Here is an 11,880-nt window from a genome sequence, read left to right on the forward strand (position 1 = left end):
CCGGCAAATTGTTACGTCTCAGGACACACTCTTTTTCACGGCATCAGCGTTGTGCAACCGCGACGTGCGCTTGAAGTTTGCCTTCGATTGCGTTACCGCCGAAACGCTCGCGGATCGCGGCCGCGCACGCCGCCGTCGCGTCGTCGAGCGTCGTGCCCGGACGTGCCTCGATCTCGCCGCGCAGCGGCGTTCCCTGGCAAAACGCGTACGCCGCGGCTTCGGCGGATGCCGTGCGACTGCGCTTCGCGATCGTCTCGATACGAGGCGGCGTGTCGAAGCCGCCGTCGGCGAGGTCGCGCGCAACGACGGCCGGGTCGAAGTAGCCGTACGGAACGCGCGGCAGGAAGCGCGGCGGGTCGACTGCGAACAGTGTGCCCAGTGCGGCCGAGACCGAATCGGCAAACTCGTTTTCCTCGATACGGTCCCAGACGTTGAATATCAGCGCGCCGCCGCGCCGCAGCACACGCCGAGCTTCGGAGAATGCGCGCGTCTTGTCCGGGAAGAACATCACGCCGAACTGACAGACGACGAGATCGAAGCGCGTGTCGTCGAACGGCAGTTGCGTCGCGTCCGCCTGCTGCCACGTCACCTGCCTGTGCGTGCCGAGCTTCGCGGCGCAGTCGAGCATCGCCTGATTGAGGTCGGTCGCGACGATCTCGACCTGCCCCGGCAGCGCATCCGCCATCGCTCGCGTGACGGCGCCCGTGCCCGCTGCGATCTCCAGCACGCGCGAAGGATTCGCCGCTGCCACCCGCCTTGCGAGATCCTGCGCATACGGCTCGAACAGCATCGGCACGAGGTAACGCTCGTAGATTTCCGGAATCGAACCTGTGAAGCCTGCGTCGTTGGACGTGTTCATCGATCGCCTCCATTTTTCAGCTGCATTGCCGGACCTCGTCACGGTTGCCGAAGTCATGCGGCGGCCAGCGTCGCTTTCATCGCCCGGCAGATCTGCCCCACGTGCCGGTGATCGGTGCCGCAGCATCCGCCGACGACATTCATGCGCGGCAGCACCTGACGCAGCGCGCGATAGCTGCCGCCCAGTTCGTCGGGGTCGCCGTCGTCGAGCTCTTCGGCCTCGTCGAGCTCGGCGTGGCTGCGCTTCGACGCATTGGCCCGCAACCCGCGAATGCGCTCGCGCCACGCGCCCCCGGCCGAGCATTACGCCGAGGCGTCGCCCGTCGCCGCGATGGTGCATCTGAGCGGCTTGCCCGAGCGCTCGTTCAAGCGGCGCTTCCAGCAGGCGACGGGCATGTCGCCGCTCGTCTACGTGCACACGCTGCGGCTCGAAGAAGCCAAGCAGATGCTCGAGTCGAACCAGCAGCCGATCGAAGCCATTGCCAACGAAGTCGGCTACGAAGACGCAAGCTTCTTCAGCAGGCTGTTCCGGCGCAAGTGGGCCTCACGCCCGCGCAATATCGGCTGAAATTCGGCGCGATGCGCACGGCGCTGGATCATGGTGCGTAGGAGGGGCGCGCGTCACGCGATCATTGCGCACCGACAATGATGCGCCCGCCCGCGCGAAGCCATCACCCGCACGCCACACTGTCCGCGGCCGAAGCCAGCCCCGCGCGCGCCATCGCGACACTCCCGCATTCGGGCGCGCCCGGCACGGCGCGAACGCGGGCGGGCGTGCGCGCGAGCCGGTACGGCACCTTGAGAACCGGCCAGAACGCGCCGTTCGCATCGCGCGCGACGCTCAGCACGTCGGCCAGAAAATCGCCGTCTTCAATCAACTCGTGGACGCGGGCAACGGGTACGGCGCGAACGCCCGCATCGGCGAGCGCCGCGACAGCGGACGCTCGCATCAGCGACGCGCACCGCGCCTGCGTCGCGCACACCGCGAGCGCTGCCGCGTCGCGAAGCGCGTCGCCTTCGAGCCATACGTGACCATCGGCGCACGGCACCGCGATTCCGTCCGGCTCGGGATTGCCCGCCGCAAAAAGCGCGCACCACGCGGCGACATCCTGCATCGAAATTTCGACGAACGCGCCGCGCTGCCTCTCAGGTTCGGCGAGACGGGCGACGATTGCGAGCAGCGCGGCCTGCCCGCCGAGAATGTCCGCGCCCGACGCGCCAAGCTTGACGGGCTCGCCGTCGCTGCGCGTCAGATCCATGAGGCCGCCCATTGCCTGAATGACGGTATCGAACGCGGGCCGCGCGGGATACGCGGACGCGATGCCGAAGCCGGAGATCGAGCAATAGATCAGACGCGGGTTGAGTTCGCCGAGCGTCTGCCGGTCGAAGCCGAGCTTGGCCAGCGCGCCGGGTCGCAGGTTTTCGACGAGCACATCGGCATCCGCGAGCAGCGTGCGCAGATACGCGCGGTCGGCTTCCTGCTTGAGATCGAGCGAGAGCGTCTGCTTGTCCGTGTTGTTGAGCGCGAAGAAATAGCTGGTGCCCGCCTGCCCCGGCGTCCACGAACGCGCGACTTCCCCATCGGGTGGCTCGATCTTCACGACTTGCGCGCCGAGCGCCGCGAGATGCTTGCCGACGAGCGGCGCCGTCGTGTACTGGCCGATTTCGATCACCTTGATGCCCGCGAGCGGCCCTTCGTCATCAGCGCGGGTTGGCGCATGCGTTTCAGGCGTCACGCCGCAAGCGCGATCCGTCAGCGGCGATATGCCGAACACCGGGATCAGCCGATACGTGTCGCCGCCGATGCCTTCAGCGTCGATCCGTCTCGCCGCCTGCGCATGCCGGATACGGAAATTCGGCTCGCCCGACAGGCCCGCAACGGCGACGATCGGCCCCGCGGCCAGGCCGATCCGCTCGCAAAGCGCCGAGCATTCGGCCGTCGTCAATGTGGTCGTCCAGGTTTCGATCAGCGCATCGAGTTCATCGACATGACGCACGCGCTCGCGCAGCGTCGCGAAGCGTGGATCGTCGAGTTGCGGCACGCGCGCCGCGCAGCGGATCTTGCGCCATTGCTCTTCCGTGCTGGTGCAGATGAGGATCCAGCCATCGCTCGTCGCGTATGCATTCCACGGCGCGCACGCGGGATGACGGTTGCCCACGCGCCCGACCGTATGCTGTGCGAAGGCGGCGGGCAAAAACGTGGTGAGCGCACTCGCCGCACAGCCGAACAGCGTGATGTCGATGTTCTGCGCGAACCCGCGCACGCGTCTGACGCGAAGCGCCGCCGCAATCGCCGAGCACGCATACAGCGCCGCCGATATCTCCGTAAACGGCACGCCAATGCGCACCGGCTCGCCTTGCGCGAAGCCCGTCGTATCCATCAGGCCGCCGAGCGCCTGAACCTGCGCGTCGGACCAGCCCGTGCCCGCGCGCGAACCCTGCGGTCCCATCGCGGTGATATCGCACACGATGCACGTGCCCGCTGCCTTCAAATCCGCGATCGCGCGCTTGTCGTCAGCCGAGCTCACATCCGACGAAACGACGATCACGTCATATCCGAGGCCGCCGTCTGGTTTCGCTTGCGCGAAAGTGATCTCCGCTCCAGCGCGTTCGAGCAGCGTCGCGCCGAGCTTCACTGCGCGGCGCGCGCCCCAGGCCAGAACTCGCACACCGTCGAGCATGGTTGTCTCCTTGTGTCTCACAGATTTCCTTTGCACCCACGATACGGCGCGAAGAAGGCGCATACAAACGACATTTCCTGCGCGCTCGATTGACTTTTGCTGAAGCGAACGCAAGCCCGTACTACGTAGCTTCCCCGGCATGCCTGGCGCACAGCGCGTGCTACCATTTTTCGATGCGAACCCTTCCGTCACTCAACGCGCTGCGGGCCTTCGAGGTATGCGGGCGCCTGCTCAGCGTGCAACTCGCCGCGAACGAGCTCAACGTCACGCCTGCCGCCGTGAGCCGGCAGATCAAGCTGCTCGAAGACCAGCTCGGCGTGCAGCTCTTCGAGCGCGGACATCGTGCGATTGCGCTGACGCCGATGGGGGAACGCTATCTGACCGACATCGTGCGCGGCTTCGAAACGATGCGCACTGCAACCATCAATCTCACCGAGGCGCGCCGCCGACGCACGCTGAAGATTCGCGGCTACACGACGTTTTCGATGAACTGGCTGCTGCCGCGTCTATCGACGTTTCATCGCGAGCACCCCGATATCGAAGTCAGTCTCACGACGTCGCTGCAACCCGTCGACTTCAATACCGAAGACGTCGATGCGGCGATCCGCCTGTCGCACGCGCCATCGTCCGATGTCGGTTCCGACCGTCTCGTGCCGAACGAGCTCGTGCCCGTCTGCAGCCCGGAGTTTTTGCGCGCGCATCCCGATCTCAACGACGCGACGCCCCAGGCGCTTCGCAACGTGCCGCTGCTGCATTCGCTGGCGCGGCGCGAGGACTGGGCCACATGGCTCGACGCCGCGGGCGTGCGCGGCGTCAATCCGTTGAGCGGCCTCAGCTACGAAAGCTCGATCCTCGCGTACTTCGCCGCGACGCAAGGCGTCGGCGTCGCAATCGCGCAGCGCGTGCTCGTCGCGGACCAGTTGCGCGACGGCACGCTGGTGATGCCGTTTTCGTTCGTGCTCGATCTCGGCGCGTTTACGTATTACCTCGTCTATCCGCGCGAGCAACTGTCGAATCCCGAGTTCGCCGCGTTCCGCAACTGGCTGCTGTCGATCGGCGAAGCGCGCGCCGGCTGACGCGCGCCGTCTTGCCTAGCGCCCCTTGAACTGCGGCTTGCGCTTCTCGACGAAAGCCTTGCGTCCCTCGACGCGGTCTTCCGAGTCGCGCATCGCGCCCCACGCCAGCTCCGTGAATTCGAACGCCTGCGCGAGCGGCACATTGCTGCTCGTCTCGACGATCTTCTTGATCATCTGCACGGCAAGCGGACCATTCGACGCGATCGTGCCCGCAAGTTCGAGCGCCTTGTCCATCAGCGCATCGGGCTCTACGACATCCGTTATCAGGCCCACGCGCTCCGCATAGGCAGCGTCGATCTTGCAGCCCGTCAGCAGCATCTTCATCGCGAGCGCGGAAGGCACGGCCTTTTGCAGCGCCTGAATGCCGCACACGGCGGGGATGCTCGCGACGACGACCTCGGGCAGCCCGAACATCGCGTTGCTCGACGCGATCCGCAAGTCGCATTGCAGCGCGAGTTCGAGCCCGCCGCCCAGGCAGTAGCCGTTGATCGCGCCGATGATCGGCTTGAAGATGCGCAGCGTGCTCAGTTCCATCAGCCGGACATAGATGCCTTCGGCGGCCGCGCGGTCGATCGGCCGCACGAAGGATGAGCCGAAGCTCGTCGATGGCGGCAGCGTGTTCTTCAGGTCCGCGCCGACGCAGAACGACTTGCGTCCGGCGCCCGTCAGCACGATCGCGCGCACGTCATCGTCGTCGCGCGCTTGCGCGAGCGCGGCGCGCAATGCGTTGAGGCTGTCGCGGTCGAGCGCGTTGAGCGCTTCGGGGCGATCGAGCGTCACGGTCGCCACATGGTTCGACGCGCTGTAGTGAACGGTCATCGCATGTCTCCTCAAACACTCGGCGACGACAGCGAACGGCCGCCGCACACGTAAAGCGTTTGCCCCGTGATGTACGACGCTTCGCGTTGCGCGAAGAACAGCACGGCTTGCGCGATATCGTCCGGCGTGCCGATGCGCTGCACGGGCACGGATTTCTTGAGCCGCTCCTGAAGCTCGCCATCGAATGCGCGAAAAAGCGGCGTATCGACGATGCCCGGCGCAATCGCATTGACCGTGATGCCGGCACTCGCCCATTCGAGCGCAAGACTGCGCGTGAGGCTCACCACGCCGCCCTTCGCCGCCGAATAGTTCGACTGCCCGACGCCGCCGAGCCACGCGCGCGACGAGATGTTGACGATGCGCCCATAGCGCGCGGCAATCATGTGCGCGAGCACGGCGCGGCAGCACAGAAACTGCGACTTCAGATTCACGCCGATGACGGCATCCCAGTCGTCGTCGCTCATCTTCGTGATGCGCTTGTCGCGCACGATGCCCGCATTGTTCACCAGCACATCGGCACGTCCGAAGCGCTCGATGACGGCCTCGACCGCATCGTTCACGGATTCGGCCTGCGTCACATCGACTGGCAGCGCCATCACTTCCGTGCCGCAAGCGGCGAGCGTGCCCGCTGCGTCATCGAGGGCTGCACGGTCGAGATCGAAGAGCGCGATGCGCCGGCCGTGACGCGCAAGCGCGTGCGCAATGCCAAGGCCAATGCCTTTCGCGCCGCCCGTGACGATGGCGACCTCGGCGGCCGCGATATGGGGTGAAGCATGCATGACGTGTCTCCATGTGATGAAACCCTGTGAGGCTCATGCTAGGGCGCGCCCGATGCCGCGCTCAAACGACTTTTTCTGCGGTTTCAATTGACTTGCGCTCAATCGAAACCGCTCGTGCCCGTGCCTCTGAGGGCCGCGCGTTCGTTGCAGAAAAAATCAATCGAGAGCGCAAAAAAAGTCGTTTGCGCAGCGCGGTTTGCGAAACCTACGATGCGTCCATGTGCCGGACCCGCCGCTTGTCCGATGCGATTGGGCCATGCGTCCGGCACTTCCCGAATGCGTCGCGAACGACGCGCCTTCATCACAAAGAGACACGGAGACAACATGGACACCATCCTTCCAGGCGTTGCCGAGGCTCCCGCGACGCCGCTCACGCGAGCGCAACGAAAAGCCATCATCGCGGCGACGCTCGGCACCGTCGTCGAATTCACCGACTGGATCATTTACGCGACCTTCGCGGCGCTTTTCTCGCGGCACTTCTTTCCGGCCAACAACGAGCACGTTTCGCTGCTCTCGGCATTCGCCGTGTTCGCGGTCGGCTTCGTGATGCGGCCGATCGGCGGCGCGCTGCTCGGCGCATATGCCGACCGGCACGGCCGCAAGAACGGCCTCGCGCTATCGGTGGCGTTGATGGCGGGCAGCTCGATCGTGATCGCCGTGTGTCCGGGCTACGAATCGATTGGCATCGCGGCGCCGCTGATTCTCGTGCTCGCGCGGCTGATTCAGGGCTTTGCGGCGGGCGGCGAGTTCGGCTCGGCCTCGACGTTCCTGATCGAATCGTCCGCCCCTTCGCGGCGTGGCTTCGCGGGCTCGTGGCAACACTTCGCGGTCAACGCGGGCGTGCTGGTCGCGGCCCTGATCGGCGCCGTGCTGACATCGATGATCGAACCGGCGGGCATGGCGCGCTGGGGCTGGCGCGTCGCCTTCGCGATCGCGGGATTGCTCGGCTTCGTCGCGCTGTGGGTGCGGCTCGCGGTCGCGGAAACCGATGCGTTCAAGAAGTCGGTCGCGACGCATCAGCGCGTGCGGCATCCGTTTCTCGTGATCGTGCGCGAGCATCGGCGCGCGGCGTTGCGCGTGATCGGCATCGCGATGGCGGGCAACCTGTGCATCTATCTGTGGCTCGTGCTGTTTCCCACGCTCGCACATTTGCGCACTGGCCTGTCGCTGCATGACGCGTTCAGCGCGAGCGTCGTGTCCATCGTCGTCTCGCTGATCGCCATTCCGTTTATCGGCATGCTGTCGGACCGCATCGGCCGCAAGCCCGTGCTGCTCGTGTTTGCCGGTGGCTCGGCGCTGTTCGCATGGCCCGCGCTGCACTTTCTGAGCAACGACTTCTGGAGCGCGACCGCGATCGTCACGACCGGCATGCTGCTTTCGTCCGGCTTCGCCGCGACCTGCGCGACGGTGATGGCCGAGCAGTTCCCGGCGCATGTGCGCGCCACGGGTGTGGCGCTGCCGTATGCGGTATCGGCGGCGCTGTTCGGCGGCACGCTGCCGTACATCGTCACCGCGATGACGAGTTCGGGCCTGTCGCAGTACCTGTGGGTCTATGTGGCCGCCGTGTGCGTCGTCGGCTTCACCGTCTATGCGCGGATGCCGGAGACGCGCGGAAAGATTCTCGACTGAGCACGATGCATCGGCGCGAGTCACGAGCGCGTGTCATCGAAGGTTTCAGATGTTCATTGATTGGAGGCAGCAATGCGCAAGGTAGTAATCGGCGGCGTCGGCATGACGCCCTTTGGAAAATTTCTCGACCGTAACCTGAAGTCGCTCGCCGAAGAAGCGGTATCGCTCGCGCTCAAGGACGCGCGCGTCACTGTGAACGATGTCGATCGCGTCTTCTTCGGCAATGCGGCGGCAGGCGTCGTCACCGGACAGGAGATGATTCGCGCGCAGTCTTCGCTGCGCAATACCGGGCTCGACGGCAAGCCGATGTACAACGTCGAGAACGCGTGCGCTTCCGGCAGCTCGGCGTTGAATCTCGCGTGGCTGTCGGTTGCTTCGGGGCAGTCGGAAACGGCGCTTGTGGTCGGCGTCGAAAAGCTCTCGCACGAGGACAGGGCGATTTCGTTCGGCGCGTTCGCGAAGGCCGTCGATCTAGAGGAGCCGTTGCCCGAAGGCGTCACGACAGGAACGGGTTCGCTCTTCATGGACCTCTATGCGGCGAAGGCGCGCAAATGGATGGAAAAGACAGGCGCCGACGCCAGCGATTTCGCGCGCGTGGTGGTCAAGAGCCGCCGTGCCGGATCGCTAAATCCGCATGCGCAGTTCCGCAAGGAGACCAGCATCGACGAAGTGCTCGCGAGCCGGATGGTCAGCGATCCGTTGACGCTCTTCATGTGCTCGTCGATCGGCGACGGCGGCGCGGCCGTGTTCATCTGCTCGGAGCAATATGCAGCGAGGCGCGACATTCGCCCCGTGTTCATGCGCGCGAGTTCGATCGTGTCGGCGAAAGCGGATGGATCGGGCGAACTGGTCGCGGTCCGCGCCGCGAACGCCGCTTATGAAGAAGCGGGTATCGGACCGTCCGATGTGCATGTGGTCGAACTTCATGACGCATCGGCGCCCGCGGAACTCATTCACTACGAAAACCTCGGCCTGTGCGCACCCGGCGACGCACCGAAGCTGATCCGCTCGGGCGATACGGATATCGGCGGGCGCGTGTCGGTGAATCCAAGCGGCGGGCTGTTGTCGCGCGGACATCCTGTGGGCGCGACAGGCGTCGCGCAGATCGTCGAGCTCACGCAGCAGTTGCGCGGCACGGCGGGCGCGCGGCAACGTCCCGGCGCGAAGGTCGCGCTTGCGGAGAACAACGGCGGTCAGCTGGCGGGCGATTCCGCCGTTGCGCTGGTTACGATTTTGTCGACCTGAACGACGGACCGGGCGGCGGGATTGAACGACGGATTGAATAACGTCGCGCGATGTTCGATCCGCCGCCCCCGTCACACCACTGCAGTCCCCCGCTTGCCAGACGGCAGTTCACGAACGACGACATGCTCAGGATCGCGCCGCTGCTTCGCGAAGCACCACATGTTCCCTAGGTGTGCCGTTCCACGCGCTTGCGCAATTTCACGCGGTTGTCGCTGAGCAGATGCCGCAACCGTACCCGGGACTGTGGTCCGCCTGGCGTGAGATCCTGATGGGGCGCGGGCTGCCATTGCAGACGCCGATGTCGATCTATCTTCAAGAGAACCTGCCGAGTGCCGGGTGAGGCCCGCGTCTTCATCGCTCATCGCTCGTGGGTCGTCGACGGCTTCTTTCGGGCCTGCGCCTCGATGAGTCGGAGCAACACGTTGAGCGGCTCGCTCAGTTGCTGCGGCGACCGGTGCAAGAGCCCGATGTCGCGATGAAAGGTATGGTGGCCCAGATCGATTGCGCGCACCTTTGCGGGCCAGCGTCGCCAAGTGGCTGTTTGAGGCACGATCGCCACGCCGACGCCGTTTTCGACCAGCTTGACGATCGCGTCGAGTTCGTCCAGTTCGCACACTTCGCGCACGGTGAAGTGCATTTTTCGCAGGAAACGGTCCACTTGCCGGCCGCCGAACGACGCGCGATCGTAACGAATGAACGGCAGTGCCGACAGCAACTCGGTCCAGTCGCGGCCCTTCACGCTTCGCGGCACGATGAGCCTGAAGGGCTCTTGCGCCAATGTCGTCCAGCGCAGGTCGCTTTGCAACGAAAAGGGCGGACGGATGACGGCCGCCATATCGATCTCACCGGCATCCACGAGATTGACCAGCTCCATCGACAGCCCTGGAATCACGCGCGTTCGACACCCCGGACATTGCTCATGGAACCGCGCCAACGCGTCCGGCAAGATGGAGCGCTGCACCGACGCAATCGCGCCGATAGTCACGCGAACGGCGGCCGCGGGACCCGCCGTTGTCGAACTGAGATTTCCGTAGAGACGCACCACCTCCTGCGCCTGCACGAGTATCTGCTGGCCCATCGCATTCAGACGCGCGGTGCGCCCTTCGCGGTCGAACAGCGCAAAGCCCAGCTCCGCTTCCAGGCGCTGCATCTGCGCGCTGACGGCGGCCTGCGTCAGGCCGATCCTGTTGCCGGCGGCGGCAAAGGTGCCCTCGCGGGCAACGGCAATCAGCGTTTTCAGCTCTCGGATCATTGATAAATTCTCTTTGTGTTTGATCCAATTTTATATTGATTTTATTTTCGGATCCGGGTCACTACTATCTGTCCATCCGTCAGCGGATGCGCATCGCAATGCCCCACACATGGAGACACAGTGAGCCTTTCCCCTTTTCATCTGGCCATTCCCGTCTATGACCTTGCGGCCGCACGAGACTTCTATGGACGCGTTTTCGGCCTCGCCGAAGGCCGTTCAAGCACGCAATGGGTCGACTTCAATTTCTTCGGCCATCAACTCGTGATTCACGAGCATCCGGAGACGGCGGCGCAGCAAAACGCGCATTGCAATCCCGTCGATGGCCATGACGTGCCCGTACCGCACTTCGGGATCGTTCTCGAATGGGACCAATGGGAGGCGCTCGCGGAGCGTTTGAAGTCGTTCGGCACGAAGTTCGTGATCGAGCCGTATATCCGCTTTCAAGGCCAGGTCGGCGAGCAGGCGACGATGTTCTTACTCGATCCGTGCGGCAATGCGCTGGAGTTCAAGGCATTCAAGGATATCGGCCAGCTCTTTGCAAAGTGAGCGACCGCCGGGCACTTGTCCGGCGGTGTCGCAATCCACCCATGAGCGTCAGCTTTCCAGCTTCGACATGACAGCCGTTGCCGGGTCATACCGATAGCCTTTCTGCGCGAGCTGTTGAGCCATCGTCGCGCCGATCAGCTTTTTCTGCGCTTCCCGGAATACCAGTTCATGGTCCGGCTTGAGCCGCTCCAGTTCGAATGAGAGCCGGCGCAAGAGCGCGACTTCGCCCGTGCTGCGTGCGTCGATGAACAGGATCTTCTCGTTTGCCTGATCGAGACGTTGCTTGATGTCCTTCGCGTACGTGACCCATTGCTCGGCGTTGGCGCGAAGCTCGTTATAGGCCTTGGTGTGTGCCTTGGCCTGCGCGGAAATCTGGCGTTGCAATGCGGCGATTTCTTCGGCGGTCGAAGTGCTGGCCGGCTGCGAACCTGGTTGTTCGTCGCCTCGTGCGTCTTCTGGGCCGGCGTTTTTGCGTGCCTGGCTGGCGAGACGCTGTTCCAGTTCGGTGGCGCGCTGCTCGGCTGCGTCCGTGCGTTCCCTGGCGGCAGAGGCTTCTTGCGTGAGACGCGCCAGTTCAGCGCTGGCTGCCGTTTGCGCTTCCGTCAGCGAGTTGACCTGTGCTTTTGATTCTTCCAGTGCTCGCGTGATGCGTTGCAGTTCGTTGAGTTGCGCCGAGGCTTCATCGCGCCGCGCTGCGGCGGCTTCGCGTTCCGCTGCGAGGTCTTGCTCCAACTCTGCTGAACGTCGTTCCGCCACGTCGGCCCGTTCCTTCGCCGTGGATGCTGCTTCAGTGACAAGCGCCAGTTCGGCAGTGGCTGCCGTTTGCGCTTCCGTCAGCGAGTTGACCTGTGCATTTGATTCTTCCAATTCGCGCGTGACGCGCTGCAGTTCGTTGAGTTGCGCCGAGGCTTCATCGCCCCGCGCTGCGGCGGCTTCGCGTTCCGCTGCGAGGTCTTGCTCCAACTCTGCTGAACGTCGTTCCGCCACGTCGGCCC

General features: G+C 64.7%; 11 protein-coding genes and 1 pseudogene. 5 read left to right on the forward strand and 7 right to left on the reverse strand.

What is annotated here, in order from left to right; all coding sequences use genetic code 11:
- Positions 1-43: 43 nt before the first annotated feature.
- Positions 44-859, reverse strand: a complete 816-nt coding sequence (locus J8I87_RS13075; RefSeq protein ID WP_209931871.1) for a class I SAM-dependent methyltransferase — start codon at positions 857-859, stop codon at positions 44-46.
- Between the two features lie 53 nt (positions 860-912).
- Positions 913-1,122 carry a homocysteine S-methyltransferase family protein gene (locus J8I87_RS13080; RefSeq protein ID WP_245253893.1) on the reverse strand — a complete coding sequence of 70 codons (210 nt, stop codon included), beginning with the start codon at positions 1,120-1,122 and terminating at the stop codon, positions 913-915.
- A gap of 7 nt (positions 1,123-1,129) precedes the next feature.
- Here J8I87_RS13080 and J8I87_RS13085 point away from each other — a divergent pair, with 7 nt between their 5' ends.
- Positions 1,130-1,426, forward strand: coding sequence for a helix-turn-helix domain-containing protein (locus tag J8I87_RS13085; protein ID WP_245253894.1), 297 nt, complete (start codon positions 1,130-1,132; stop codon positions 1,424-1,426).
- A gap of 103 nt (positions 1,427-1,529) precedes the next feature.
- Here the strand turns inward: J8I87_RS13085 and J8I87_RS13090 are convergent, their stop codons facing one another.
- The gene (locus J8I87_RS13090) at positions 1,530-3,539 is read right to left on the reverse strand and encodes a CoA transferase (RefSeq protein WP_209931872.1); all 2,010 of its coding nucleotides are present in this window, start codon (positions 3,537-3,539) and stop codon (positions 1,530-1,532) included.
- 173 nt (positions 3,540-3,712) lie between these two features.
- Here J8I87_RS13090 and gcvA point away from each other — a divergent pair, with 173 nt between their 5' ends.
- A complete protein-coding gene (gene gcvA, locus J8I87_RS13095; RefSeq protein WP_209931873.1) occupies positions 3,713-4,615 on the forward strand; it encodes a transcriptional regulator GcvA in 903 nt (300 codons plus the stop codon).
- 15 nt (positions 4,616-4,630) lie between these two features.
- Here gcvA and J8I87_RS13100 read toward each other — a convergent pair whose 3' ends face one another.
- Complete coding sequence (locus J8I87_RS13100) at positions 4,631-5,434, reverse strand: enoyl-CoA hydratase/isomerase family protein (RefSeq protein ID WP_209931874.1); 804 nt, start codon at positions 5,432-5,434, stop codon at positions 4,631-4,633.
- Between the two features lie 11 nt (positions 5,435-5,445).
- Complete coding sequence (locus J8I87_RS13105) at positions 5,446-6,213, reverse strand: SDR family oxidoreductase (protein WP_209931875.1); 768 nt, start codon at positions 6,211-6,213, stop codon at positions 5,446-5,448.
- 324 nt (positions 6,214-6,537) lie between these two features.
- On the opposite strand from J8I87_RS13105, the gene J8I87_RS13110 reads away from it, so the two are divergent.
- Both J8I87_RS13110 and J8I87_RS13115 read left to right on the forward strand, forming a co-directional pair.
- Positions 6,538-7,842 carry an MFS transporter gene (locus J8I87_RS13110; protein ID WP_209931876.1) on the forward strand — a complete coding sequence of 435 codons (1,305 nt, stop codon included), beginning with the start codon at positions 6,538-6,540 and terminating at the stop codon, positions 7,840-7,842.
- Between the two features lie 72 nt (positions 7,843-7,914).
- A complete protein-coding gene (locus J8I87_RS13115) occupies positions 7,915-9,087 on the forward strand; it encodes a thiolase family protein (RefSeq protein WP_209931877.1) in 1,173 nt (390 codons plus the stop codon).
- A gap of 358 nt (positions 9,088-9,445) precedes the next feature.
- Here the strand turns inward: J8I87_RS13115 and J8I87_RS13120 are convergent, their stop codons facing one another.
- Positions 9,446-10,339, reverse strand: a complete 894-nt coding sequence (locus J8I87_RS13120; protein WP_209931878.1) for a LysR substrate-binding domain-containing protein — start codon at positions 10,337-10,339, stop codon at positions 9,446-9,448.
- 120 nt (positions 10,340-10,459) lie between these two features.
- Here J8I87_RS13120 and J8I87_RS13125 point away from each other — a divergent pair, with 120 nt between their 5' ends.
- Positions 10,460-10,885 carry a VOC family protein gene (locus J8I87_RS13125; protein ID WP_209931879.1) on the forward strand — a complete coding sequence of 142 codons (426 nt, stop codon included), beginning with the start codon at positions 10,460-10,462 and terminating at the stop codon, positions 10,883-10,885.
- Positions 10,886-10,933: 48 nt separating this feature from the next.
- On the opposite strand, the pseudogene J8I87_RS13130 reads toward J8I87_RS13125, so the two are convergent.
- Positions 10,934-11,880, reverse strand: a pseudogene (locus tag J8I87_RS13130) (chromosome partitioning protein ParA); the annotation flags it as partial.

Source organism: Paraburkholderia sp. LEh10 (assembly GCF_017814945.1).
GTDB lineage: Bacteria > Pseudomonadota > Gammaproteobacteria > Burkholderiales > Burkholderiaceae > Paraburkholderia.